The sequence below is a fragment of the Gluconobacter kondonii genome, assembly GCF_002723995.1.
Lineage (GTDB): Bacteria > Pseudomonadota > Alphaproteobacteria > Acetobacterales > Acetobacteraceae > Gluconobacter > Gluconobacter kondonii.
Genome location: NZ_BEWP01000002.1, coordinates 90,353 through 115,663, shown reverse-complemented (window position 1 = coordinate 115,663; position 25,311 = coordinate 90,353). Strand labels below are relative to the sequence as shown.

Annotated in this window: 20 protein-coding genes; 10 read left to right on the top strand and 10 right to left on the bottom strand. The window is 58.9% G+C overall.

The window, feature by feature from the left end; all coding sequences use genetic code 11:
• Window positions 1-46: 46 nt before the first annotated feature.
• From GKO01_RS02975 to GKO01_RS15745, 4 genes are all read left to right on the top strand, one after another.
• The gene (locus GKO01_RS02975; RefSeq protein ID WP_099285687.1) at window positions 47-2,056 is read left to right on the top strand and encodes an FUSC family protein; all 2,010 of its coding nucleotides are present in this window, start codon (window positions 47-49) and stop codon (window positions 2,054-2,056) included.
• Entirely contained in the window at window positions 2,050-2,250 is a 201-nt protein-coding gene (locus GKO01_RS02970) for a DUF1656 domain-containing protein (protein WP_099285686.1), read from the top strand. Before GKO01_RS02975 ends, GKO01_RS02970 begins: the two co-directional genes overlap by 7 nt.
• Window positions 2,251-2,289: 39 nt before the next feature.
• The gene (locus tag GKO01_RS02965; protein WP_099285685.1) at window positions 2,290-3,240 is read left to right on the top strand and encodes an efflux RND transporter periplasmic adaptor subunit; all 951 of its coding nucleotides are present in this window, start codon (window positions 2,290-2,292) and stop codon (window positions 3,238-3,240) included.
• A 200-nt stretch (window positions 3,241-3,440) separates the two neighbouring features.
• A complete protein-coding gene (locus tag GKO01_RS15745) occupies window positions 3,441-4,295 on the top strand; it encodes a hypothetical protein (protein WP_145994731.1) in 855 nt (284 codons plus the stop codon).
• Window positions 4,296-4,431: 136 nt separating this feature from the next.
• On the opposite strand, the gene GKO01_RS02955 is transcribed toward GKO01_RS15745, so the two are convergent.
• Entirely contained in the window at window positions 4,432-6,549 is a 2,118-nt protein-coding gene (locus GKO01_RS02955; protein WP_099285683.1) for a S9 family peptidase, read from the bottom strand.
• 197 nt (window positions 6,550-6,746) lie between these two features.
• Between GKO01_RS02955 and GKO01_RS02950 the strand changes: the two genes are divergently transcribed.
• Window positions 6,747-7,238 (top strand): DUF2501 domain-containing protein, encoded by a 492-nt coding sequence (locus GKO01_RS02950; protein WP_099285682.1) that lies wholly within the window; start codon window positions 6,747-6,749, stop codon window positions 7,236-7,238.
• Between the two features lie 85 nt (window positions 7,239-7,323).
• Here GKO01_RS02950 and mdoH read toward each other — a convergent pair whose 3' ends face one another.
• The 7 genes from mdoH to GKO01_RS02915 all read right to left on the bottom strand — a co-directional run bounded on the left by mdoH (window position 7,324) and on the right by GKO01_RS02915 (window position 15,720).
• Window positions 7,324-9,510: a glucans biosynthesis glucosyltransferase MdoH gene (gene mdoH / locus GKO01_RS02945; protein ID WP_099285681.1), complete on the bottom strand. Its 2,187-nt coding sequence runs from the start codon at window positions 9,508-9,510 to the stop codon at window positions 7,324-7,326.
• Entirely contained in the window at window positions 9,486-11,066 is a 1,581-nt protein-coding gene (locus tag GKO01_RS02940; protein ID WP_099285680.1) for a glucan biosynthesis protein, read from the bottom strand. The genes mdoH and GKO01_RS02940 overlap by 25 nt, the downstream gene beginning before the upstream one ends.
• A gap of 162 nt (window positions 11,067-11,228) precedes the next feature.
• A complete protein-coding gene (bioD, locus tag GKO01_RS02935) occupies window positions 11,229-11,879 on the bottom strand; it encodes a dethiobiotin synthase (protein ID WP_099285679.1) in 651 nt (216 codons plus the stop codon).
• Window positions 11,876-12,670 (bottom strand): methyltransferase domain-containing protein, encoded by a 795-nt coding sequence (locus GKO01_RS02930; RefSeq protein ID WP_099285678.1) that lies wholly within the window; start codon window positions 12,668-12,670, stop codon window positions 11,876-11,878. The genes bioD and GKO01_RS02930 overlap by 4 nt, the downstream gene beginning before the upstream one ends.
• A complete protein-coding gene (locus GKO01_RS02925; protein ID WP_099285677.1) occupies window positions 12,657-13,283 on the bottom strand; it encodes an alpha/beta hydrolase family protein in 627 nt (208 codons plus the stop codon). Before GKO01_RS02925 ends, GKO01_RS02930 begins: the two co-directional genes overlap by 14 nt.
• Window positions 13,280-14,458, bottom strand: a complete 1,179-nt coding sequence (locus GKO01_RS02920; protein ID WP_099285676.1) for an aminotransferase class I/II-fold pyridoxal phosphate-dependent enzyme — start codon at window positions 14,456-14,458, stop codon at window positions 13,280-13,282. Before GKO01_RS02920 ends, GKO01_RS02925 begins: the two co-directional genes overlap by 4 nt.
• On the bottom strand, window positions 14,455-15,720 hold the full coding sequence (locus GKO01_RS02915; RefSeq protein ID WP_099285675.1) for an adenosylmethionine--8-amino-7-oxononanoate transaminase: 1,266 nt from the start codon (window positions 15,718-15,720) through the stop codon (window positions 14,455-14,457). Before GKO01_RS02915 ends, GKO01_RS02920 begins: the two co-directional genes overlap by 4 nt.
• 222 nt (window positions 15,721-15,942) lie before the next feature.
• Here GKO01_RS02915 and GKO01_RS02910 point away from each other — a divergent pair, with 222 nt between their 5' ends.
• Window positions 15,943-16,149, top strand: a complete 207-nt coding sequence (locus tag GKO01_RS02910) for a hypothetical protein (RefSeq protein WP_099285674.1) — start codon at window positions 15,943-15,945, stop codon at window positions 16,147-16,149.
• An 18-nt stretch (window positions 16,150-16,167) separates the two neighbouring features.
• On the opposite strand, the gene GKO01_RS02905 is transcribed toward GKO01_RS02910, so the two are convergent.
• The gene (locus tag GKO01_RS02905) at window positions 16,168-17,622 is read right to left on the bottom strand and encodes a protein adenylyltransferase SelO (protein WP_099285673.1); all 1,455 of its coding nucleotides are present in this window, start codon (window positions 17,620-17,622) and stop codon (window positions 16,168-16,170) included.
• Between the two features lie 79 nt (window positions 17,623-17,701).
• Window positions 17,702-18,619 (bottom strand): LysR family transcriptional regulator, encoded by a 918-nt coding sequence (locus tag GKO01_RS02900; protein WP_099285672.1) that lies wholly within the window; start codon window positions 18,617-18,619, stop codon window positions 17,702-17,704.
• Window positions 18,620-18,739: 120 nt separating this feature from the next.
• On the opposite strand from GKO01_RS02900, the gene GKO01_RS02895 reads away from it, so the two are divergent.
• The 4 genes from GKO01_RS02895 (at window position 18,740) to GKO01_RS02880 (ending at window position 25,309) form a co-directional block, all read left to right on the top strand.
• A complete protein-coding gene (locus tag GKO01_RS02895; protein ID WP_099285671.1) occupies window positions 18,740-19,513 on the top strand; it encodes an SDR family oxidoreductase in 774 nt (257 codons plus the stop codon).
• Window positions 19,514-19,828: 315 nt separating this feature from the next.
• A complete protein-coding gene (locus GKO01_RS02890; RefSeq protein ID WP_099285855.1) occupies window positions 19,829-21,979 on the top strand; it encodes a peptidase domain-containing ABC transporter in 2,151 nt (716 codons plus the stop codon).
• Window positions 21,980-21,981: 2 nt separating this feature from the next.
• The gene (locus GKO01_RS02885; RefSeq protein ID WP_167383414.1) at window positions 21,982-23,442 is read left to right on the top strand and encodes an HlyD family type I secretion periplasmic adaptor subunit; all 1,461 of its coding nucleotides are present in this window, start codon (window positions 21,982-21,984) and stop codon (window positions 23,440-23,442) included.
• A 94-nt stretch (window positions 23,443-23,536) separates the two neighbouring features.
• Window positions 23,537-25,309 (top strand): tetratricopeptide repeat protein, encoded by a 1,773-nt coding sequence (locus GKO01_RS02880; protein WP_099285670.1) that lies wholly within the window; start codon window positions 23,537-23,539, stop codon window positions 25,307-25,309.
• Window positions 25,310-25,311: the final 2 nt, after the last annotated feature.

Here is a 25,311-nt window from a genome sequence, read left to right as displayed (position 1 = left end):
TGGGACTGTTTCTGATGAAGTCTGTGTCGGGCGGGGGGCATCGCTCTTGACCGCCGCACTACAGTCAGTCTTCCGCCCAGGATGGGTCCAGTTCAGTCTCAGAACATGGTCTGCACTTGTGCTGGCGCTTGGAACGGCCTTCTGGTCACAGCTTGATACGCCCGCCAGTGCGGGCGTGACGGTCATGATCCTCGCGCAGCCTTTGCGGGGACAGGCGCTGTCCAAGGCGTTTTACCGTCTGGCTGGGACCGTGCTCGGCGTCAGTGTTTCCATCATTCTGGTGGCGATGTTCAATCAGGAGCGCGCCCTTTTTCTCGGCGGTGCGGCCCTGTGGATTGCGGCCTGCGCGTTTGTGGGGTCGCTGGAGCGCGATTTCCGCTCTTATGGCGCTCTGCTGGCGGGCTATACTGTTGCGCTGGTGGCCATTCCCACGATGGACCATCCACAGGACATCTATTCCGTCAGTATCGCGCGCGCGTCCGATATTGCCATTGGCGTTGCGTCCATCGCGGTCGTGAACATTCTGTCCGGCTCTCCCGAAGCGTGGCGCAGGCTCTCCAAGGCGATGGAGACGCTGTCGCATCGCGTGCGGCAGACCGGCAAGGCCGCGATTATGGGCGATCCGATTGCCACGCCGGAGGAAATGATCGGACTGAGCGGCGAAATCCTCGCGCTCATGACCCAGATTTCATACGCGAGAACGGAAGTCGAGCGCGGGCGTCTGCGGATGGCGGGCGCGCGGCTGGGCATTATTGGCATGTTGACGGTTCTGACCACGAGCCGTGCAATTGCGTGGTTGCTGGAGACTGGCGGCATTTCCGACCTGCTGATCCGCCACGTCCGGGCCTGGCACGAGCGGTCCGAGGATGGTACGACCCGTCTTGAGACGATGGACACGATTCTGGATGGAATCCGCGCGGAAGATCCAGATTTCGTACCCTCGGCGCGGGAGGCATGGTTTCTGGAACGCTGTTCGACGCTTCTCAGCAACCGTCTGCATATCCGCACAGGCATGAACACGCTTCTGCGCGCCACCCCGGCGGGCGATGCGCTCAAACTGGCGCACCTTGCGAGTAACCCGGATTATGTGACGGCCTTTATCAACGCCATGCGCGTCTTGCTGGGCTTTAGCGTTGCAGCGGCGCTGTGTCTGGGCTCCAGTATCCCGGCCTCGGTGACGTCCCTGTCCCAGACGGCACTGGTCCTGACACTGGCGTCCACTGCCATTGACACGGCGCAGTTCGGCAAGGGCGCCATTATCGGAATGCCGGCTGGTATTCTCGTGGCGGCCTGGCTGGACTTCATGATCCTGCCGCATGTGGGCAGCATGTTGAGCCTTGCGCTCGTTTTGCTGCCGCAGACCGTGATTTCCTGCCTGCTGCTGATGAACCCGAAAACCAGCGCCATCGGCTTCAATTATGGTGTGTTCTTTCTGGTGTTCATCGCGCTTGGCAACCATCACAACTACGATCCGCTGGCGTTCATCACGCGCAACACGTTCTATGCGATGGCCGCCGTGCTGTCCTTCGTGCTGCTGGTGCTGCTCTGGCCTCCGACCGCGCGACGGCACCGGTTCCGGCTAGCGGTCTCCATCGCCCATGATCTGGAACTGCAACTTGCCGGGCACGGCGAGCGCATGGGGCCGCCGCTGCTGAGCCGGAAATACGAGCGTCTCAGCCAGTTTCTGATGTGGACGGAGCGGCTGCACGATCCGGGGCTGCGTTCCCGTCGGGTTTTCAACCGTTTCGTCGCGCTGGAGGATTTTTCCAGCACCATTGCCCGCGTCCGGAATTATCTGGATCAGGCGGGGCATCTTCCCGGCCTCAAACCCATGGTTCGTCATGTGCGGCGTTTGCTGGCGCATGACAGGCTCGGTCTTCTGGAAGCTGAAATTCCCGAGCTTCAGGCCATGTTTTATGAGCGCCTTTCAGACGGTATCCGCGAGGAGCAGTCCATGATCATCAACTGTATCGGCGGTCTGGAATCGGTGCGGACAATGGTGCGTCAGAACCGCTCGGCCGTGCATCACTATGGAATAGGACGCAAGCGATGGTGACGAGACAGGTCGTTGATCTCGATGGCGTGCTGGTGTCGGCCTTCGTCATCAATCTGGCGCTGGCCCTGCTGACACTGGCCGTTCTGCGCTGGATTCTGGCCTGGTTCGATCTGTGGCGTTTCGTCTGGGATCCGCCTCTGGCCCAGTTCGGTATCCTGATCTGCCTGATTGGCCTTTACACCCTGATCCTCTGACCCTTTCCTGTTTCGAACCGAACCCAAGGTGACCGTCCCGTGCTTTCCAGTGCCCATCGCCTGATCCGCCTGACCATCACGCTCTGCATCCTTGCAGTGGCGGCGCTCGTGGTCGTCATTCTGTGGGATTACTACACCGCCTCGCCCTGGACGCGGAACGGACAGGTGCGTGCGCAGGTCGCCAATATCGCGCCGCGCGTTTCGGGACAGATCATCGAGGTTCTGGTGAAGGACAACCAGTTCGTTCACAAGGGGGAGGTGCTCTACGTCATCGACCCGTTCGATTTTAAAGTGGCGCTGGAGACGGCCAAGGCCCATGTGGCCGAGCGCAAAGCCGATCTGGAATTCCGCCTCGTGCAGTCCCAATGGCGCAAGGCCATTCCCGGCACTGCCGTTTCAGTCGAGGAAAAACGGCAGTACGAAGCGCTTTCGCAGCAGATGCAGGCCCAGTACGCCGCAGCCGAAGCCGCCGAGCATCAGGCTGAAATCAACCTTGAGCGAACGCAGGTCCGCAGTTCCATCGACGGCATCGTGACCAACCTCATCATGCGACCCGGCGATTTCGCCACCGCCGGTGTGGTCAACATCCACATCATCGACACCAGCTCTTACTGGGTGGATGGCTATTTCGAGGAAACCAAGGTCCATGATCTCGACGTGGGCGATCTCGTTCGCATGGATCTGATGGGCTATCATGACCCGCTGTTCGGGCATGTCGAAAGCATCACGCGCGGTATCGCCAGCAACAATGCGCAGGTGAACAAGCAGGGCCTGCCGGAAGTGGACCCGGTCTATACCTGGGTGCGTCTGGCGCAGCGTATTCCGGTGCGCGTGAAGATCGACAAGATCCCGGATGACCTGACGCTGGCGGCTGGCATGACGGCGACCGTGACCGTGGTGTCAGAAGAAGGCAACCGCCGTCACCGCTCTACCCACGCCGCCTTCCAGCATTTCGGCGACGACATCCGGCATCTGTTCGGGCACCGGTAAGAATTTTGGAATAAAAGTTTCTGGTGAAGCTTATTTTCAATAAGCTTCGGCGTTCTGATCTCTTTTATAAAAAGGCGGAAATTAGGAATTTTTATTCTAGTTTCTCTTTCAATCGTTGCCTTGCTCGTGACTACGGTAGATTTTTCTGAATCGCTTTGACTGACATCTACGATGGAAACGAATAATTCAAGGATATTAAAATGTGCACCAATATATTAGTCGGTGACATCATTCGCCCATCAGAAGAAGTCATCAGAAACTGTAGTAACCCACATCTCAGAAGATCTTTTTACGGATCTTTTTTGGCGCGGCGTCCAGCACTGGTTCTAAAAAGAACTGATGGATATTATCAGGACTCAGAAGAAGCTATAATTGCATATAAATTAAAAACCGGGGAATGGAGAGAGGAAAAGTGGAGAAAATGGTTAAAAAACTTTACTTTCGTAAAAAGACCTAATAACAGCGATGAATTGAATAAATTTCATAATTATAGGGGATTCACCAAGAATAGACATCTTACTATATACTTTGGAGTTAAGTGTTTTTTTATTCGGTCATGGCTCGGTGGAGTTGGTATAACTGACCCTGATGTTCCTTATCAATATGGCGATCATCCTATTGATCCATCAACGCTTGGAAAGAAAATACGTGTTGCATTTTCCCAAGTGCATGATTGTAATCATCTTCGACAGGACGGAAAGCTGCCTGAGGGATTTCTTGAAAAAATCAAGAAAAAAGCATCTGAAAATATTAAAAATTCTGAAACTGAAATAATAAATAAATACAATATAAAACCAGAAAATTTCTGGAAAAAAACAAAAGAAATAAGTATACGTCAGTTACATGATTGCTATGTATTGAGAAAAAATGGATATCAATTTACGGAGGCCGACGAGTATGTAAGTATCTCTGTTAGCGATGAATTTCTTGGCATAAGTGTAATGGATTTTTCCGCCTCACCTAGAGGGAGCGAGAAATATTTTCGTACGAATAGATCTTATCTTTCTAGAGTGTTACCATTTTTAAGTGATGATATATTAAATATAGATTTTTAAGAGAAAATAAAGAATACATTTGAATTTTTCCGAAGATATTTTGATTATTTCATAGTATATTATAATAAATATATTATTTTAGGTCCGTTCTCTAAGAGCGGACCTAAAAAGACCTTTGTAATTTCTTTAATAACTGTCACTCACTAAGTCGACCTATCGCCCAGATGGCGAAGGCCTGAACAAGGGCGACTTCTTCCAGACGTTTGAAACGGCCTGACGAGCCGCCATGCCCGGCTTCCATGTTGATGCGGCACAGGAACGGGCCGCCGGAGGTGACTTCTCGCAGTTTTGCAATCCACTTGGCGGGCTCCCAGTACGTCACGCGCGGGTCGGACAGGCCACCCATTGCCAGAACTGGTGGATAGGTTTTGGCGGTGATGTTGTCATAGGGCGAGTAGCTGGCGATCAGGTCATACGCGGCGGGGTCTTCCAGCGGATTGCCCCATTCCGGCCATTCCGGCGGCGTGAGTGGCAGGGAGACGTCGGACATCGTGTTGAGCATGTCCACAAACGGCACCTGCGCGGCAATGCCTGCGAACAGTTCGGGCGCCATGTTCGTGATTGCGCCCATCAGCAGACCACCGGCCGAACCGCCCTGCGCGACGATGCGTCCTGCCGAACCATAGCCTTCCGACACGAGATGCCGGGCGCAGGCGATGAAGTCGATGAAGGTGTTGGGCTTCTTCGTCCCGCGGCCGTCCAGAAACCAGTTCCAGCCCTTTTCGGAGCCGCCGCGAACATGGGCGATGGCGTGAATCCAGCCCCGGTCCACTAAGCTGAACACGGTTGTGGAAAAATCCGCGTCCATAGCGATGCCGTAGGAGCCGTAGCCATACAGAAGCAGGGGTGCCGAGCCGTCCAGAACCTGACCTTTGCGCATCAGGACCGTGATGGGAACCTGCGCGCCGTCTGGCGATGTTGCGAACAGGCGCCGCGTCTCGTAGCGGGAGGCATCATGGCCGGACGGAACCTCGCGGATTTTGCGGAGGGTGCGCGCGCCGCTGGCCATGTCGTAATCGTACCAGTGTGCCGGATTGGTGGGGGACTGATAGATGTAGCGCAGGATCGGGGCATCATATTCCAGCGTGCCCAGCATCGTCAGGTCATAGGCCGCTTCGTCCATCCCGATGGCCTTCGCCTGCGCCCGGACATCGCCCTGCGTGCCTTCGGGCACCACGAGAATATGGATGTTCCCGTCCCGCCGTTCGGCCCAGGCGAGATGCCCGCGCGAGGCACTGGCGCCCAACAGGTAGTGGCCCTCGCGGTAGGGGACGAACGGCGTCCAGTTCTCGCGTCCAGTGGCCGTATCGGGTGTTTGCATGAACTGGAAGTCCACGGCGCTACCGGCATTGGTCAGGATGATGAAGCGGTCATTCCAGTGCGTCAGGGAATAGCGCTCGCCCCGTACCAAGGGTGCCGCCACGACAGGCAAGGCCGTCGGATCGGAAGCCGGGATGAGCAGCGTTTCGTTCGTATCGTGGTCGCCGCGTTCGATGACGATCCATTTGCGCGACGCGCTGACGCCGATGCTCAGGAAGAACCCCGGATCGGTTTCGTCGAAGACCAGAACATCCTCGCCCCCCGTCAGTGGACGGCGATAGATCTTTGAGGGGCGGCCATTATCGTCGCGGTAGATCCAGAACAGCCACTGGCTGTCCGGTGAAATGGCGAAGCTGCCCGTCGTGCTGGACACGGGTTCGGCGCAGAGCGTTTCTGTTTCCAGATCCGCGACCTGAATACGGTAGACCTCGGAGCCCTGAATGTCTTCCGCATAGACGAAGTAGCGGTGATCGGGCGAGTGGTCCGTCTGCGAGAGCGCGTAATAGTCATGCTGTTTGGCCAGTGCATCGGCATCGAGCAGAACCTGTTCCGCTCCACCACCGCGTGGGTAACGGACCCGCAGCGGATGCTGGGCACCGTCTTCGAAACGTACGGAATATTCCCATGGGCCGTCGGGAACCGGAACCGAGGATTCCGCAGGCGGAATACGGCCGATCATTTCCTGAAGCAGCGTCTCGCGCAGCGGCTCCATCCCGGCCAGAACGGCCTCCGCATAGGCGTTTTCCGCCTTCAGATGCGTGGCGATGTCTTCGCGCAGAACAGACGGGTCCCGCAGGACCTGTTGCCAGTTCTCGTCTTTCATCCAAGCATAGGAATCCGTGCGGGTCCGAGCAAGCTGCGTGGTGCTCAGCGGCTCACGACGGCCGACGGGAGGAACGGGTGTGGCGGAGGGGGCATCGGGGCGCTGTGACATGACCAAACTGTGACGCAGAAACGCCCGGCATTCAATCGGACTTTGACTGGAAAAGAGGCTTCCTCAAGAAACTGCAACGGCTCTCAAGTGTTATTCAGGTCAACGGAGCATTCTTCAGGACGCTCCAGACCGGATGAATTCTGTTTCTCCTTTTGGGGTGCAAACAGAACATCCTGCGATGTGGAAAGAAGAGTATCATGATTTCAAGCAAGTATTTTGCTGTTCTTGCCGCTGCTGGCCTGAGCATTTCCGGTGCTGCCGTCGCCCAGACCGTACCGCCGGTTCCGCAGAGCAGCCCTGTGATGACCATTCCCGCCGGAACACAGGCCCGACTGCCTGGCGTTCATGTTCAGGCGGTCGCAGGTGGGAAGAATGTCCTGAGCGCTGCGTCACCGGGCGTTCTGGGTGCTGATGGCCTTCCCTCTATCGAGGGCGCACAGGCGGGCAATATCGCTGGTCTGACCTATTACTGTACGCATCACAAGCTGGTGCTCGGAACGGCTCCGACCGTGGCGGCTCGCAAGATCGCCAAGCGCCCGGACGTCCATAGTGACGAGTTCTATTCGCTGGGCGGCAAGGGGCTGCTTCAGATGTCGGATGGAAACGTCTTCGATATCGGCACCCTCTCCAAGGACAAGCGCGTCACGACGTGCAACGACCTTGTCAAGAAGGCCCAGTCTTTCAAGTAATTGCTCCGGCCTACAGGTCTGCAATGAAAAACGCCCCGGCTATGATGGCCGGGGCGTTTTTTGTGTCGTGACGTCCTGTAGTTCTTCAGGCCGCGAGCTTTTCCATGAGAGCCAGACCTTCGGCACTGCCCAGAACAGCGGCCTTTTCCTGACGGGAGAGGCGCTCCAGCGCGATCTGGAGAGAAGGAGCTTCCCGTAGCTTAAGCAGGCCGACAAGAAGATGCGGGTCGATCGGGCTGCCGGGGCTGCGGGCCGGAGGAAGCGCGCCTTCGTGGGCGTTGAGAAGTGCCGCGTTTTCGCGAAGTGCGGCAAAGGCTTCTTCCGGCGGCGCATCGGGGGCATGGGCAGCGCGTTCACGCGCGGCGTCATTTGCGGCGGCAAGCTGGAGGATCGGCGGAGGGGCGGTTTCCTCCTCGATCAGCAGAAGCCCTGCGCGACGCAGGCCCAGACCGACGTCCCGGCTTGCGGTCAGCGCGGCCAGCGGGATGGCAAGCACCAGCCCGAGCAGCACCGGCGTCATCCACAGGAACAGCGCCTGCGAGACGGACCATGCCGCAACGGCCAGAAGCAGGCCAAACATGGTGTAGATCCAGTAGCCGTGCGCCACGTCCTTCAGCGAAACCCGGCCATCGTCACGGTTCTGCGCGTTCCATCCGGAATCCCGGCCCAGAAGGATCGAAATGACGCCGGATGTCTGGATCAGCATGGCAATCGGCGCAATCAGGCCGCCGATCAGGGTTTCGAGCACGATAGAGACCGCGAGCCGGAAAACACCGCCAGAACCCTTCAGGGCCGCGCGATCGAACAGCATGGCAATGAACGCCAGAGCCTTCGGTGCGAGCAGAATGCCCATCGTCCCAATGAAGACGAGCTTGGCCTGCACCGGATCAACACGCGGCCAGTGCGGATAGAGCGTCGGGGTCGAGCCGAAATATTCGGGATGATAGAAATGCGACTGGAGTGAAATCAGGATGCCGAAGAGCAGGAACAGCAACCAGAGCGGGGACATGATGTAGGAGCCGATGCCCGTCAGCATATGAACGCGGCTGACCCAATGCATGCCCTTTGTGCCGAGGATCTTGCTGTGCTGCAGATTGCCCTGACACCAGCGGCGGTCGCGGATGGCGACGTCCGTCAGCGATGGCGGGCTTTCTTCATAGGAGCCGAACAGTCCCGGCACCATGTGGATGGCCCAGCCGCCACGGCGCATGAGGGCAGCTTCCACGAAGTCATGGCTCAGAATGTGCCCTCCGAACGGCGGGCGGCCCTTCAGATGCGGCAGTCCGGCCTGTTCGGCGAAGGCTTGCGTGCGGATGACGGCGTTATGGCCCCAGTAATTGCCTTCCGAACCGTGCCACCAGGCAATGCCATGCGCGATCAGCGGCCCGTAAACGCGGCCTGCGAACTGCTGCATCCGGGCAAAAAGTGTGCGGCCACCGACGATGACGGGGAGCGTCTGGATCAGCCCCACGCCCTCATGCTGTTCCATGGCCGCCGTGATCCGGACGATCAGGCTGCCATCCATCACGCTATCTGCATCGAGGGTGAGCATCTGCTGGTAGGAGGCGCCGAACCGCGTCACCCAGTCGCCCAGATTGCCCGCTTTGCGATCCGTATTCTTGTGACGGCGGCGATAGAAGACGCGCTTTTCGCCGTTCGTGGCTTTACGGAACTCAAGGAAGGCGCGCTCTTCCTGCACCCAGACGTCCGGATTGGTCGTGTCGGACAGGATGAAGAAATCGAAGGCGTCGATCTGTCCCGTCGCCAGAATGCTGTCATGAATGGCGCGCAGACCCGCGAGAACCCGCGTCGGATCCTCGTTATAGGTCGGCATCAGGACGGCGGTGCGGTTTTTCAGTTCTGGCAGCGGGCCTGTGCGGTGAATGCCAAGCCCGAGGCCGCCACGCCGGATCAGCGACACGAAACCGCCGAGGCAGGACATGAAGGACAGGGCGATCCAGAAGGCGAGAATGGCGAACAGGATTAGGATGATGACGCCGAGCGCCGAGACGCCCAGTGAGTTGAAAACCTGATTGATCCTGTAAATGCCATAGCCCGTCAGCAGCATCGCGCCACCGAAGACGAACAGACGGCGTGCCCAGAGGAACGAAGGCGTCGTCGGCAGCGGATCGAAGGAGCGGCCATGACGGTCCGGCGGCTGCTGAAGGTTCTGCGGCTTCATTGCCAGCGGCGCTTCGGGCGGCAGGAAGGGGGCGGCTTCCGGAGTGGCGTGAGAAGACAATTCGGTCACGGCGTCCAACGATACATCCATTTTTCTGAAACCGGACCCTGATCATTGGCGAGCTGGGCCTGAAGTTCGCAGCTCTTCGCATCGCCCGGCACGAATTCGAAGGTCGCGCGCCAGCCCTGGATTTCCGGGTTCGGTTCCACGACGACATTGCGGATCGTGCCAGGACTGGCCTGTGTGATCAGATGGAAATTCGTACCCGGTGGCACGTTTTGGAAAGGCGCGCCCGTGAAATCGATCGCGAAGAAGCGTGCTTCGGGATGGTCGGTTACGCTTCCGATCCGCGTTGCGGCAACGCGCGCCATCTGGGTCGGCCACGGCGTGTCCCAGCCCCAGTACATTCTGTAGATATAACTGTATTCCTGACCGCCCTTCATGGGCTGTTTGGGGCGCCAGAACGAGACGATGTTGTCGTTCACCTCGTTGGGGGTCGGGATCTCCACCAGATCGACGGCGCCGTCGCCCCAGTTGCCGATCGGTTCGATCCAGAGAGACGGGCGCTTCTGATAGTTGAGCGCCAGATCCTCATAATCATGGAACGAGCGCTTGCGCTGCATCAGACCGAAACCATGCGGGCTGCTGTCTGCGAAGGCCGAGAACTGGAGGTCGGTCGGGTTGGTGAGGGGGCGATAGAGCTGCTGTCCAGCGCCCGTCCAGATCTGGAGAGCCTCGCTGTCATGCGCGGCAGGGCGCCAGTCATCGACGTGATTGCGGGCGTTCGCGTCGAAATAGAACATGCCCGTCAAAGGGGCGATGCCGGATTCCGTAATGTCCTGACGTGGGAACAGCGAAGACTGGACGTCAAAGACGGTCGTATCGCCGGGACGGATGGTGAAGCGGAACGCACCGGTCAGGGACGGGCTGTCGAGCAGCGCGTGAATGACGATGGACTCCACGCCCGGTTCCGGTTTTTCGATCCAGAACTCGCGGAACAGCGCGAATTCCTCGCCTTTGGGGTTGCCGGTGCCGTTTGCGAAAGCGCGGGCCGACAGACCGTAATTCTGACCCTTGGCCACGGCCCGGAAATAGGATGCGCCGAGGAAGACCGCGCATTCTTCCATCATGCCTGCCGTGTTGATGGCGTAGCGCAGACGCAGGCCGGCGTAGCCGAGATCGTCTGTGACGCGCAGAACGGGGTTGGCATAGGTGAAGGCGTCGGGGTCGTAGGGAATGGGGGTGGACTGTCCGCCCGTGACTTCGTTCATGCCGATCCGCGGCTTGTAGAGGAAGCCGCGCGGAAAGAACTCCACGTCGAACGCCAGATTCTGGCCGTGCCACAGGGCCTTGTCCGGATTGAAGGCAATGCTGCGGAACTGGTCGAAATCCATGTTCGCAATGGCACTGGGCAGCGTCTGGGACGGTGGGGAATAGGCTGTCTTCGACAGGCGCTGCGCCAGAAGCCGAACCGTACCATTGTCAAACGGCGTCGCCTGCGGTGCAGGGGGAGCAGCAGGCTTGGTGCCAGTCAGAGGAGCTGTGGCCAGAGGAGCAGTGGACTGGGCATGGGCCATACGGGAGGCTGTTCCCAGAAGGGTCAGTCCGGCCCCAAGCTTGACCAGATCACGGCGCAGGATACTCATACTTTTCCCAATATCCCTGTTTCTGTCGGCATCTCCGCAACGAAGCCCGATGTCCCAGCGATATGCCGGAAGCCTTGCGTTGCGAAGAGCCCTTCTATGACGAGGACGTTATTTCACAAGGGTTGACGCGGCCTTTTTATGGCATGCGCCTAAGATGACACATTATTGTGAAATCTGTTGCTGCAAGACATCAAGTGACGGAACGTGACCCGATAATTCAGAGACGACCGTTTCTGTTATCGCGTCAAACTGCGGAACCCGGAACAGGATAGGCGTTTTTCCGAAGTGTGCAATATCGCGTTCATTTCCGGGATTGGGCGGTCCGACCGGAACCACGCCCAGAACCGGAACACCGCGCCGCCTTAGGGCCTCAAGGCTTAGAAGAGTATGATTGATCGTCCCCAGTCCGCTGCGTGTAACCAGAACGACGGGCAGACCCAGACGCTCGATCAGGTCCATGATCATCATGTCCTCACGCACCGGCACCATCAGCCCGCCTGCGCCTTCCACGACAAGTGTCTCCGGCACCTGTGGCAGGACGAGCCGCCCCGGATTGACCGTCACGTTTTCCAGATCCCCTGCCGCGAGTGGCGCGAGCGGGGCCTGAAACGCATAAGCCGGGGGAATGATGCGGGACGGGTCCAGACCGGCCAGATCCCGCACGGTCGGCGTGTCGCCATCTTCGTCCGTAAGGCCTGTCTGAAGCGGTTTCCAGTAGGTGGCGTTCCAGGCGCGGCACAGAATGGCGCTGACGAGGGTCTTGCCGATGCCGGTATCCGTTCCCGTGACGAAGACGCCGCGTTGAGAGCTCATAACTGTGGTCCTTCTCCGGATTTCACAAACGTCCCGATACCGATCTGATAGGTCACGTCGGAACTTGTGCGGTCAAAATGCCGCATGGCCCGGCGCAGGGCCGCGATGCTGGCGGGGGTGCTATCCTGACGGGGCAGGGATGCCCCGATCTGCCGCAGACCCCGCAGGAACTCGCGCGCGCTGCCGACAGGATCGTGCAGGGTCAGCACCTCCCACGATCCGGTACCGCTGTTGGGCCATTCCGCTTCCACGGTCGGGACGGACGGATAATCCGGCACGCCGCAGGGTGCGCCTTCCGCCAGACAGGCCTGTTTCCATTCGTCCAGACTGTCTTGCAGGAGGGTTGCGACGATGAGTCGTCCCTGTGGTGCGAGGAGGTCGCAGAGCCTGCGTAATCCCTCGGCTCGGTTGGAAAACCATTGCAGGCACAGACTGGAAGCGATCAGGTCGAACGGCCCGGATGTGTCCGGATGCTCGGCGTCCATGATGTGAAAGCGGATGGGTTTTTCGGCAAGGTGCTGCTTGGCCCGTGCGATCATGCCGGGGGCCAGATCGCTCGCCAGCAGAGAGGCCTGAGGGAACTGCCCGGCAAGCCGGGCTGTCAGGAAGCCCGTTCCACAGCCGAATTCCAGAATGGAGGCAGGTGTCTGCTCCGTCGTTGCCGTCCGGATGCGCTCCATCAGCGCAGTGACGCAGCGGCGCTGGATATGTGCGGCGGCGTCATAGCCCTCCGCCGCGTCGAAGCGCGCGGCGATGCTGTTGCGGCGCAGGGTGTCGTCAGCCTGCGTCATCGAGCCTCCGTCGCACGAAGTCCGCGCAGAGTCCGGGATGGGTGAGGGGCAGGAGATGGCCGCCTGAGACCCGTTCGCCCGGTGATGCGAACCCGGTCTGTGCGGCCCCGAACGGATCGTCCGTGCCCGTCATCCAGTGCAGCCTGTTTCCCCAGTCGGCTGCCTGCGCCTGATGGTCCTGCTGCTGAAGCGCCTCAAGTCCCCTATCCAGTGTTTCAGTATCCGGCTCACCGGGAAGGGGGGCTTCCGTTCCGCAAAGGGCCCGGAAATCGTGCAGTACGGCGGCTGGATCGCGTTTCAGGCGTGCGCGCATCCGGACCAGAACCCGTTCGGGTGTGCCGTTCGGGAAGTCCGGTGCGGCAGTAAAGCGCGGGAAGCCGTTGAAAAATACCAGCCCGTCACATCCCGGCAGATCCTGCCCCAGCAGCGCCAGAGATCCGGCGGAATGTCCGATCGCCAGATAAGGCGTTTCGGGCAATGCAGGACGATGTTCGGCGCCGAAATACCCGCAATCCACGACCTGCGCGTTCACATCCGGCAGATGCGACAGCAGTGGTGCCCAGAAGGACGCATCGAAGCCCCAGCCATGCACGAGATAGAGCGCGCGTGTCATGCAACGTCTCTTGTCAAAGCGATGACGGCCTGTCCGAGGCGATCGATTGCGGCATCGTCCAGTCCGGCATGGAGTGCCAGCCGCAGCCGTGCGGTTCCTGCGGGGACCGTTGGTGGCCGGATCGCGACCGTCAGGAACCCGGCCTCTTCAAGTCGGGCGGCTACCGTCATGGCGCCTTCTGATTCCCCGATCAGCACCGGCACGATCTGGGTCGTGGAGTCCGCCGTGGACAGCCCCGCGCCATGCAGCATGACCCGAAGTCGTTCCGCCTTTCCGAGCAGCCGGGCGCGTTCCTCATCCAGACCAGGTGTGACATCCAGTGCCGCATCGATCGCGCCCAGAATTGCAGGGGGGAGCGCTGTGCTGTAGATGAAGCCTGACGCATGGTTCGCCAGATAGTCGCAGAGCGGTTTCGAGCCCGCGACGTAAGCGCCCATCCCGCCAAGCGCCTTGCTGCATGTGCCCATCGTCAGATCGGCCATCCCGCAGGACAGGCCGCGACCTTTCGGCCCTAGAACGCCGGTCGCATGGGCCTCGTCAATATAAAGGAACGCGCCCGCCCGGTCGGCCAGTGCCCGCAGGGCCGGAATGTCCGCCCGGTCTCCGTCCATGGAGAACACGCTCTCCGTCACGATCATCCGCAGGCCGGGTTTTTCGGCCTCGCGATTCAGCAGGTTTTCCAGATGGGACAGGTCGTTATGCCGGAACCGGATCTGCCGCACGCTTGCCGCCGCGCAGCCATGATGCAGGCTGGCGTGGTTCAGGCGGTCTGAAAACACCAGCATCGGCGCGCCTGTTCGGGCGACGGAGAGTGCACACAAAGCGGGCATGACGGACGCATTGGCCTGCCAGCCCGAGGCGAACAGGATCGCGTCCTCACAGCCTTTGAAGGCCGCCATTTTCGTCTCGACCTGCCGGTGCAGGTCCAGTGTTCCGCTGACCAGCCGCGAGGCGCGCGCGCCTGTCCCGAAGCGTAACGCCCAGTCGGCAGCGCGTTCGCGCAGCAGCGGGTGATCCGCCAGCCCGAGATAGTCGTTGGACGACACATCCAGCATCCGCCGTCCGTCGCGGACGATCATGCCGTCCTGCCGGACTACCGGACGTAGGGTCCGGCGCGTCCCTGCGGTTTCGCGCTCGCTCAGGGCGGCTGTGAAATGGCTGTCGAACAGGCTCATGCGCCCTCCCGCAACACGTCCACGATGGCTGTCGTCAGGCGTGTGAGTTCTTCGGGTGTGATCGTAAAAGCTGGCGTCAGATAGACGATGTTGCGGAAGGGCCGGATCCAGACGCCACGTTCCACGAAGGCGCGGCGCAGGGCGTCCGGGTTGTCCAGCGTCTCAAGCTCCACGACGCCGATGGCGCCGAGGACGCGCACGTCCTTCACACCGGATAGTGCGCGGCAGGGCTCCAGTTCCCGCGCGAGCTGGGCCGAGATCGCTGCGACCTGCTCCAGCCGAGGCTCGGACTCGAACAGGTCCAGCGACGCGTTGGCGACCGCGCAGGCCAGTGGGTTGGCCATGAAGGTCGGTCCGTGCATCAGGGCGTGCCCGGCGCTGTCGGACAGAAACGCCTCGAAAACGCCGCGCCGGGCTACGGTGGCGGCCAGCGCCATGGTGCCGCCCGTCAGAGCCTTCGAAAGGGCCACGATATCCGGCACGATCCCGGCCTGTTCGCAGGCGAACATTGTCCCTGTGCGACCGAAGCCGGTGAAGATTTCGTCGAGGATCAGCAGGATTCCATGCCGGTCGCACAGGTTGCGCAGCTGGCGCAGAACTTCGGGGTCATGGAACAGCATCCCGCCTGCGCCCTGAACCAGCGGCTCCGTGACCATCGCTGCGATGCTGTCGCCGCGTTCCACCAGCAGGGCTTCAAGCCGCGCCAGACTGTCCGCATCCACGGGCAGATCGGCCAGAACCTGTTCGGGCAAGACGCCGGCGAACAGGCTGTGCATGCCTTCCTCGGGGTCGCAGATGGACATCATGCCCAGCGTGTCCCCGTGATAGCCGCCGCGGAAAGAGAGGATCTTTGTCCGACCCGTGGTTCCACGATTGATGTGGTACTGCACCGCCATCTTGATCGCGACTTCCATCGCGACCGACCCGGAATCGGTGAAAAACACGCGCTCAAGATCATCCGGCAGCATCGCGGCCAGCCGCGCGGCCAGACGGATGGCCGGTTCGTGGACCATGCCTCCGAACATCACATGCGGCATCTGCCCGGCCTGACGGACCAACGCTTCATGGATGTGCGGGTGGCTGTAGCCGTGACACGCCGTCCACCACGCCGCCACGCCGTCCACAAGCTCGCGCCCGTCCGCAAGCGTGATCCGGCTGCCGGATGTGCGGGCGGCTTTCACGGGGAAGGAGGCAGTCTGCATCTGGGTGTAGGGCAGCCACAGATGGGGGAGGTCAGCGGCAGTATGAGGGGTGCGAGGCATGGTTTGCGTTTTCCCGCATGGTTTGGGGTGAGTCCATCCCCTTGTCTCCTGTGACGTCATAGAGAAAGGCGGGATCGTTCCGCGGGCGGGACGCCGTATCATAAAAGGGTCACGTTTTGTCAGGCAACGATGTGGCATGAGCCCCGTTAGTGATGCGTTCCTAAAAGAACGTGGAAACATTCTGTGCTCCCGACGCGGGGGCCATGACGAGGTTGAAGACCAATGCTGAGTTCCAAGGTCATTCATGTCGATGGCGTCTTTCTGGGGACAGCCATCATGACGGGAAGCCTGAACACCCTGCGGTTCTATGCGACGCATGAGAGCGTGCGCGCGTTGCACAATGCCTGCATGTCCGACTTTGGCGCGCTTTATGCTCAGGTCAAAAGCCTGTTCAACCGCAGCCGTATGCTGACGCCGCAGCCAGCCTGATCCTGTTTTTGCGGCGTATCAGGTGCCGCAGAAGGTGTTTTTCACCTGTTCATGAACTGTCGGCGGGGCTTCGAACCCGTCAGCTCCGTCTTCAAACGGATGCGACAGCGCCTCGCTCAGACGATGGAACGGCGTATAGTCGCCTGCTACGGCTGAACGGATCATCTCCTCGATCCGGTGATTGCGCGGAATGATGCGCGGATTCGTGGCCTGCATGTCGGCATGGCAGGCCTCTGCGGAGCGTTCTTCCCGATCCAGCCGCCCCTTCCAGTCCCCGATCCAGTCTTCGATCTTCGACCCCGGCCCAAACAGCGACACGACGTCCTCAGTCCGTCCGCTCTGAACAGCGTCCCCAAGTCTGCGGAATGTGAGCGTGAAATCCGCTTCTCCACGATGCATGGCCGTCAGCAGTCGCCCCGCCAGCCGGGCATCTCCGTCTTCTTCCAGAGCCAGCCCCATCTTTCTGCGCCAGCCACCGAGATAGGACTCGTTGAAGACGCCATCAAAGCGCATCAGCGCGCTTTTGGCCTGTTCAACCGCCCGTTCATGGGTGGAGTCCAAGAGCGGCAGGAGGGTTTCCGCCAGTCGGCCGAGATTCCACAGAGCCATGTCGGGCTGGTTCCCGTAGGCATAGCGGCCATTCTGATCAATGAAGCTGAAAACCTTTGCCGGATCATAAGCGTCCAGAAAGGCGCAGGGGCCGAAATCGATGGTTTCGCCCGCGATGGACATGTTGTCCGTGTTCATGACGCCATGAATGAACCCGATCAGCATCCACCGCGCCACCAAGTCCGCCTGTCGGGCCGTCACGGTTTCAAGCAGCGCCAGATAGGGGTTTTCGGCGTCCGATAACTCCGGATACAGACGCCCGATGACGTGATCCGCGAGAATGCGGACGCTCTGAGTGTCGTCCTGTGCCGCGAAATACTGGAATGTCCCGACCCGCACATGGCTGGACGCAATCCGCACAATGACGCCGCCGGGCTGCATGGTCTCGCGCATCACGCTCTCGCCCGTTGTCAGGGCGGCCAGTGCGCGTGTCGTCGGTATGCCGAGCGCGTGCATGGCTTCGCTCACCACATATTCCCGCAGGACCGGCCCCAGAGCCGCCCGTCCGTCCCCGCGTCGTGAAAACGGTGTCGGCCCGGAGCCTTTGAGATGGATGTCCCGAAGCCGCCGCGCCCGATCGGTGACTTCTCCGACCAGCATCGCCCGTCCGTCCCCGAGGCTTGGGACGAAATGCCCGAACTGATGCCCCGCATAGGCCATTGCCACCGGAGGTGTGCCATCCGGTCGACTTCCCTGACCCAGAAATGCCAGTCCCGGAGGGCTGCGGAGCCAGTCCGGGTCCAGCCCCAGTTCTCGCGCCAGAGGCTCGTTCAATGCCACGATCTGCGGATTGCGGAGCGGCGCCTGGGTGAGGGGGGCGGAAAACTGCTCGGGCAGGGACGCATAGATGCGGGAAAGCTGCATCGGAGATCCAATCAGGACTGGAAAAGTCTGTCTTTAGATGGCTCACTAAAGACCAAAAGGAAAGACCTCTCTTCTTTGTTTAGTCCCGGAGTTCATGGGGAAAGCAGTGTCGTTCCAGAAGCCCCGTCAGCCACTCCGTAAAGACTTCGAGCCGGCGGGAGAGATGCTTTCTGTGTGGGAAGAGCAGCGTCATTGGCAATGGCGCGGCCCGCCATTGCGGCAGGATGTCCACCAGTTCTCCACGCCGGAGATGGGGCAAGACGTCATAGGCCGGGAGTTGTGCGAGGCCGAGCCCGGCCAGACAGCAGGCGACCAATCCTTCCGCACTGTTCACCGTCACACGCCCCTGAACCGCGCGGCTTTCTTCCCGTCCGTCCCGCTCCCATTCCCATGCCTCGATCCGCCCGGTGGAGGGGGAGGCATAGAGAACGGCCTGATGGGCTGACAGGTCATCAGGTGTCAGGGGAATGCCGAAACGCTCCAGATAGGACGGGCTTGCGACATTGAAGACGGGCAAGAGTCCGAGCCTGCGTCCGATCAGACTGGAATCCTGCAAGGGGCCAACCCGGAGCACGCAGTCGGTTCCATCTTCGGCCAGATTGATGCTGCGATCCGTCATGCCGAGCTCGATATCGAGCCCCGGATACTGCTCCAGAAACGCGGGCAAGGCGGGAGCCACCACCAGTCGCCCGATCCGGCTGGGCAGGTTGACCCGCACATGACCGCGCGTTTCCGAACTGTGAAGCCGGAACTGGTTCTCGGCTTCCTCGAAATCCCCCAGAAGCCGCAGGGCTGTCTGCTGAAACCTCTGCCCGTCATCGGTGAGCCGTACAGAACGCGTCGTCCGCGCTAGTAACTGTGTGCCAAGCCGGTTTTCCAGTTCCTGAATGGCGGTCGAAACCGTGGAACGGGGCATCTGGAGCGTATCGGCCGCATGCGTAAAACTGCCGCTTTCCGCAACCCGGATGAAAATACGAAGCAGGTCGATCCGGTCCATGATGTCTTCCGTGTTTTGTTCGGAAAATCTGACGGATGATGTCAGAATTTCAGACTTTTTCCGGATTTATCGACAAATCATAGTCCCTGTCATCATCCATCATTGCGAGGACATCCTCTCATGGCCGATCACAGCATCAAGGGAAAAACCGCTCTCATTACGGGAGGCGCCAAAAATCTCGGCAGACTGATCGCTCTGGATCTCGCCGCTCAGGGCGCGGCTGCCATCGCCATTCATTACAACAGCGCCGTCACGAAAGCAGAGGCGGACGCAACAGTGGCGGCGCTGACGAAGCTCGGTGTTCAGGCACAGGCGTTTCAGGGCGATCTGACCACCGCCAGCGCGAATTCCAGACTGTTCGAAGAGGTCGTGGCGGCTTTCGGAAAGCCGGATATCGCCATCAATACGGCCGGAAAAGTCCTCAAGAAGCCGATCCTTCAGACATCCGAGGACGAGTATGACGAGATGTTCGCGGTCAATGCAAAGGCGGCCTATTTTTTCATTAAGGAAGCCGGACGTCATCTGAACGACAACGGCAAGCTGCTCACGATCGTGACGTCCCTGCTGGGCGCCTATACGCCGTTTTATTCAACCTATGCCGGGTCCAAGGCTGCCGTCGAACATGTGACGCGCGCGGCGTCGAAGGAGTTCGGAAGCCGCGGCATTTCCGTCAACGCCATTGGTCCGGGTCCGATGGACACGCCATTTTTCTACGGTCAGGAAGGCTCTGAAGCCGTGGCCTATCACAAGACCGCAGCAGCCTTATCGTCGCTCAGTCGGACCGGCCTGACCGATATCGAAGACATCGTCCCGATCGTTCGCTGTCTTGTGTCGGACGGCTGGTGGATGACAGGACAGACCATTCTGGTCAATGGTGGCTATACGACGAAGTAATGGGTTCCCGGCATTGCGGGCGTAAGAAAAATATGCCTGCAAAACGGGACTGTTCCTGAAGCTGTTAATGAGTTTTTGATCCTTCTGGACTATGCTGGCGTTAGGTATTTTTCCGTTCCGGCCTGTAGGGGTGGTGACGGAAAAGAGAGTCTTCTCTATTCATGAGAAGACGAACTGGCGTTCCTGCCTTTGGTGCCGCCCTTTGGTCCGCCTTTGGCGCGACAACAGCATAGAGGACATTTCGTGGAGCATACCCAGAGCTTGTCAGGCCCGGGCGGAAGAGTCAGTCCGACCGTCATCCGGCTTTACGCCGTGCTGGCCGCAGCCCGTTATCACGGTCTGGAACTGGATATCCGCGATTTTGCGGCCGAGCCGGGGGAGGATTCACCGTCCCCCGCTACTCTGGCAAGATGGCTGAATGAACAGGGTGCTGTTGCCAAAGGCATGCGCCTTCGTTGGCGCTACCTGATCAAAATCCGTAATGCGCCGCCTGTTGTCCTGATGTTCAAGGACGGATCAGCGGGCCTCATGGTTCGCGCTGATGCTGAAAAAGGCGTGGTCTGGCTCCGAGATCCGATGGGCGGGGAAGGGGATGCGCCGGTTCCGGTTGACGAGCTGCGACTCATGCAGGTCTGGACCGGAGATGTCCTGCTGGTCAAACGCCGTCGGGACGAATCCGAAGCGGACGCCAACTTCGACCTTTTGTGGTTCTCCAAGATGGTGCTCCGCGAAAAGAAGGTCATGCGCGACATCGCCTTTGCGTCGCTGGTGTTGAGTATCCTTCAGATTTTTCCAGCACTGATCGTCATGCAGGTTATCGATCGTGTGGTGAATTATCACTCCATGGCGACGCTCATTTCGATGAGCGGCTTTATTCTTATTCTGTCGTTTTATGAAATTCTGCTGACCTACGCCCGCCGCGAACTTTCTCTGATTCTCTCTACCCGACTGGATGCGAGAATTTCGCTGCATGCGTTCAACAGACTTCTTGCCCTTCCGCTCGAATTCTACGAGCGTGAACAGACGGGTGAGATTCTGGGCCGGTTTATGTCTGTCTTTAAGGTTAGAGACTTTCTGACCGGTCAGTTGATGACAACCCTGCTGGATCTTTTTACGCTTGTTGTGGTCCTTCCTGTCCTGTTCATCCTCAGTGCCACTTTGGCTTGGATGACACTTGCCGCCGCAGGATGTATCGGTCTCATTGTTGTGATTTTCCTGCCTCCTGTTACGCGTGTCATCGGTCGACAGGTTATAGCGGAAATGAAGCGTGGCTCGGTTCTCTATGAGACGGTCGCCGGTATCCGGACGGTCAAGACGCTGGCTCTGGAAGCGACACGACGTGAAGTATGGGACGAGCGAACGGCTGAAGTTGTCCGTTGGAAACTGGCGGCAGGGCGCATGGCCAGTTGGCCGCAGACGCTTGCCATGCCATTCGAAATTTTTATTAACCGCGGCATTATCCTGATTGGTGCCTATCTCATTCTTACAAATGCAAGCTCCATGCAGGCTGGCGCGTTGATGGGTTTCATGATGCTGGGCGGGCGTGTTGCCAGTCCGCTGGTCAATCTCGCCAGACTGATGGAAGCATTCAATGAGGTCAGTGTTTCCCTCAGCGAAGCCGGAAAAGTGTTGAACCAGCCTACGGAGACCAAGGCGCTGACAACCGGGATGCGTCCTGTCATCAAAGGCGCGCTGTCTTTCGTAAATGTTGATTTCTCTTACCCAGGATCGACCAGCAAAGCCCTGAATGATGTGACGTTCGATATTCCGGCAGGTACAATGCTTGGTCTTGTGGGACGTTCAGGATCTGGAAAGTCGACAGTAACGCGCCTTCTGCAAGGTGTTAGCCGTAACTATACGGGTTATCTGCGCCTTGACGGAGTGGATCTGCGGGAAATTAACCTGACCCATCTGCGTCGCTCTTTTGGTGTTGTTCTTCAGGACAACTTCCTGTTCCGTGGTACGATCCGTGACAATATCACTGCTGGTCGGCCCGGTCTGACGATTGATGATGCCATCCGGGCCGCGCGCCTTGCCGGTGCTGAGGAGTTCATTGAGCGTATGCCGGCTGGCTACGACACATGGATTGAAGAAGGTTCGACCAATATTTCGGGTGGTCAGAGGCAGAGGCTTGCGATTGCACGTGCTGTCATCAGTGATCCGAAACTGATGATCCTTGATGAGGCGACCTCGGCTCTGGATCCGGAATCTGAAGCGCTTGTGAACGCCAACCTGCAGCGGATCGGCAAGGGTCGTACGATGGTGATCGTCTCCCATCGTCTTTCCTCTCTTGTGGACTGCCATCAAATTGCTGTCATGGATAAGGGTAAATTGGTCGATATCGCACCGCACAAGATCCTGCTTGAACGTTGCGAGATCTACCGGATGCTCTGGCTGCAGCAGAACCGGCACATGGCAGATAACGATGTTCCTGGCGCTGCCGGGCAACTGACTGAAGGAGAGTAATCATGAGCTCTTCCGACATGATTCCGAAAGATGACCGGACGCCCCAGCAGGCCGACGAAGACTTCAACCAGCATATTCCGCGCTCTGCTGCGGATCCGTTTGCTCCTGATGATATTCCGCTAGCGTTGCTGGAATTCCATTCACCGACAGCCGGGCTCGTCAATCTTCCAGCCACGCCCTCAGCGCGTTATGTTATCCTGCTGATCGGGGGGCTGTTTATGGCATCCCTGGCTGCGATGGCATTCTTCCCGATCAACCGTGTTGTCTCAACACCCGGGCGCCTGATTTCTACGCAGCCGACGATCGTTGTGCAGCCGCTTGAAACGGCAATTATCCGCTCGATTGATGTGCGGGTTGGCGATTTCGTGAAAAAGGGGCAGGTTCTCGCCCATCTCGATCCGACGATTACCGAAGCCGATATTACAAATATGCGGCTGCAACGTGATGCCTATCAGGCTGAGTATGATCGTCTGAAAGCAGAAGCTGCCGGTCAGGACTACAAGGTCGATCTGAATAATCCGGCATCTGTGGAGCAGGGAGCAGCGTTCTTGCGTCGCAAGGCCGAATATCAGGGCCATATCGAAAATTACGATCAGCAGATTGCGGGTCTTGAAAGCGACATTCAGGGATACCGTGCCAATGCGGCCATGTATGGCAGCAAGATGCGGGTTGCGTCTGAAGTGCTTCAGATGAGACAGCGCGAACAGGCTGATCAGGTGGGATCCCGGCTTTCAACTCTCGGTGCCCAGAGCGAAATGATGGAAGCCGAGCGGTCGGAAATATCCGCTCAGCAAAGTGCGAATTCTGCCGAGAAAAAGCTGGCTGCCATGAAGGCGGAACGCGACGGTTATATTGGTAACTGGCAGGCCAAGATTTACTCGGAACTGACGGAGGCCGGTCATCATCTGTCAGAATATCGCAGCTCGTTTGAAAAAGCCCGTCTGCGTCAGGATCTTGTCCTTCTGCGTGCCCCGGAAGATGGTATTGTCTTGACTGTTGGGCAGGGATCGGTCGGCTCCGTTCTTCAGTCTGCGGGGCAGTTCATTACCCTTGTTCCCACGGGATATGGGCTGGAGATGGAGGCCGTTTTGCGCTCGCAGGATGTAGGCTTCGTTCAGGTTGGAGATCACGCAATCCTGAAATTCTCGACGTTCCCTTATGACCAATATGGGGGTGCAGAAGCTACGGTTCGTGTCATCAGTGCCGATGCTTTCACACCGTCGTCGCAGAATGGCGGTGCGAGTGGAAATGGGAGTCCGTCTTCCGAAGATTCCACTGCGTTGGGTGTCTATCGTGTTCGCTTGCGGATTGACCGTTACACGCTGCATGGTCAGCCATCGTTTTTCCATCCTATGCCGGGCATGTCTTTGACTGCTGATATCGACGTCGGAAAACGGACCGTGCTGCAGTATCTGTTCAACAACCTTACGCCTGCCCTGACGAATGGTATGAGGGAGCCGTAACAGGGAGTTTGAGTGTTTCTAACAACACTCAAGTTGAACGTCCGGTAAAGTCCGGGCGTTCCAACACGACAGTGATTCAGGACTTGTGCTGCCCATGTCATTCAAATCTCGACTTGCCGCCCTGTTTTCGTCAAAGGGGAAGCTAGAATATGCAATCCGTCTGACGGAAAGTGGCAAGGCGGTTCAGGGATTTGCTCTGTTCAGTCGCCTCGCGGCGACTGGAGACGGGGAAGCCTCCTTCCGCGTCGGGCGTGCCTATCTGGATGGAATCGGCGTTCCTCCCAGTTTGGGAGATGGAGCCCGTTGGATCTATCAGGCGGCACAGGCGGGTCATACTGAAGCAACTTTCGTTCTGGCCACTCTTTACACGGTGGGGCTTCCGGAAGGATTTGAAATTCAGTCAGTCCGCGATGGACTGGATCTTTCTCACGTCCCCTCGTCTGGTCCCAGACATCCGGATTTTCATCTTGGCCTCCATTGGGCCAAGATTGCTGCGGAAGCCGGGTCTCCTGATGCCCAGGCGCTTCTTGGCTATATTCTTACGAACGGGCCTGAAGATCTGCGGGATCTGTCGCAGGCCCGTTCATGGTACGACCGCTCTGCTGCGGCAGGATGTTCGCAAGGGCATCTGGGAGTGGCCCTTTCCATTCTCGACAATGCTAGGACAGATGAGGAGCTTTCTTCTGCGGCCCGGCATTTGATGGAAGCGACGAAAGGTGGTCTTGGGACGGCGTTTGATATTCTTGGCCGGATGTATGAATCAGGTTCGGGTGTGCCACGCGATCTCGGCAAAGCCGCTACCTATTTTCATGAGGCGGCCGAACGCAATATTGTGACGGCGCAGGCCCGCTACGGATTGATGCTTCTGGAGGGGACCGGAATCCGCAGGCATTTCGGCCGGGCTGAAACCTGGCTGAAGCGGGCTGCGACGAATGGTGACACGCAGTCTGCTGCTTTACTTGGTGATCTGTGCGCTAATGGTGGAGATTTGCCGCCCAATCTCGTTGAGGCATCAAAATGGTATCGGCTTGCCGCAGAACAGAAGCATGCTGGCGCAGCGCGGGCTTTGGGACTGCTGTATCTGACTGGAAACGGGGTGCATCAGGACCCTGATGTCGCATCCCACTGGTTCAAAATTGCGTCTGAAGCTGGGGATGCACATGCAGATGCCGATTTTGGCAACCTGATCCTCGCAGGGGCTTCCGCTACACCCGATGAAAAACAGGCGCTGCACGCCCGCTTTGAAAAAGCGGCTGAAAAAGGCGATCTGGTGGGGGCTTACAATCTCGGCGTCTGTTTTGCCGAGGGCGTGACTGGCGAACAGAATGGACGTGAAGCCGCACGGTGGATGCAGAAAGCTGCGGACGGTGTGGTGAATGCCCAGTACTGGTATGGCAGGATGCTGCTTGAAGGTCGCGGCGTACAACCTGATCCAACGCAGGCGTTGTATTGGATGGAAAAAGCTGCGGACTCTGGCATGGCTGAGGCTCAGGTCGCGGTTGCTGGGCTGCTGGTTGATGGAAGCATCAATGGACGCCGGGATCATGAGAAAGCCCTGGCGCTGTATCAGAATGCTGCTGAAAGTGGCAATGTGGATGCGATGTTCTCGCTGGCGGCGCTTTATGGTGGGGGACATGATATTCCCGAAAACCGGCCTCAGGCTCAGATATGGTTCCGCAAGGCCGCGCAGCGGGGTAACGGACTGGCGCAGATGATGCTGGGTCGTTACCTCTGCCGTGGACTGGCTGGTGTGACGGATCCGGTTGAAGGTCGGATATGGCTGGAGCGTGCGAAAGCGCAGAACATCAAGGATGCAGAAGCGGAACTGGCCCTTCTGGACGAAGCGCAGCCCGATGACGATGACTGATC

What these genes read in the sequence shown, in the direction of transcription:
- GKO01_RS02910 (WP_099285674.1), top strand. Translation starts at nt 15,943, where the DNA reads ATGCTGAGTTCCAAGGTCATTCATGTCGATGGCGTCTTTCTGGGGACA.
- GKO01_RS02925 (WP_099285677.1), bottom strand. Translation starts at nt 13,283, where the DNA reads ATGACACGCGCGCTCTATCTCGTGCATGGCTGGGGCTTCGATGCGTCC.
- GKO01_RS02900 (WP_099285672.1), bottom strand. Translation starts at nt 18,619, where the DNA reads ATGGACCGGATCGACCTGCTTCGTATTTTCATCCGGGTTGCGGAAAGC.
- GKO01_RS02955 (WP_099285683.1), bottom strand. Translation starts at nt 6,549, where the DNA reads ATGTCACAGCGCCCCGATGCCCCCTCCGCCACACCCGTTCCTCCCGTC.
- GKO01_RS02895 (WP_099285671.1), top strand. Translation starts at nt 18,740, where the DNA reads ATGGCCGATCACAGCATCAAGGGAAAAACCGCTCTCATTACGGGAGGC.
- GKO01_RS02950 (WP_099285682.1), top strand. Translation starts at nt 6,747, where the DNA reads ATGATTTCAAGCAAGTATTTTGCTGTTCTTGCCGCTGCTGGCCTGAGC.
- GKO01_RS02905 (WP_099285673.1), bottom strand. Translation starts at nt 17,622, where the DNA reads ATGCAGCTTTCCCGCATCTATGCGTCCCTGCCCGAGCAGTTTTCCGCC.
- GKO01_RS15745 (WP_145994731.1), top strand. Translation starts at nt 3,441, where the DNA reads ATGTGCACCAATATATTAGTCGGTGACATCATTCGCCCATCAGAAGAA.
- bioD (WP_099285679.1), bottom strand. Translation starts at nt 11,879, where the DNA reads ATGAGCTCTCAACGCGGCGTCTTCGTCACGGGAACGGATACCGGCATC.
- mdoH (WP_099285681.1), bottom strand. Translation starts at nt 9,510, where the DNA reads ATGGATGTATCGTTGGACGCCGTGACCGAATTGTCTTCTCACGCCACT.
- GKO01_RS02920 (WP_099285676.1), bottom strand. Translation starts at nt 14,458, where the DNA reads ATGAGCCTGTTCGACAGCCATTTCACAGCCGCCCTGAGCGAGCGCGAA.
- GKO01_RS02880 (WP_099285670.1), top strand. Translation starts at nt 23,537, where the DNA reads ATGTCATTCAAATCTCGACTTGCCGCCCTGTTTTCGTCAAAGGGGAAG.
- GKO01_RS02940 (WP_099285680.1), bottom strand. Translation starts at nt 11,066, where the DNA reads ATGAGTATCCTGCGCCGTGATCTGGTCAAGCTTGGGGCCGGACTGACC.
- GKO01_RS02970 (WP_099285686.1), top strand. Translation starts at nt 2,050, where the DNA reads ATGGTGACGAGACAGGTCGTTGATCTCGATGGCGTGCTGGTGTCGGCC.
- GKO01_RS02915 (WP_099285675.1), bottom strand. Translation starts at nt 15,720, where the DNA reads ATGCCTCGCACCCCTCATACTGCCGCTGACCTCCCCCATCTGTGGCTG.
- GKO01_RS02885 (WP_167383414.1), top strand. Translation starts at nt 21,982, where the DNA reads ATGAGCTCTTCCGACATGATTCCGAAAGATGACCGGACGCCCCAGCAG.
- GKO01_RS02930 (WP_099285678.1), bottom strand. Translation starts at nt 12,670, where the DNA reads ATGACGCAGGCTGACGACACCCTGCGCCGCAACAGCATCGCCGCGCGC.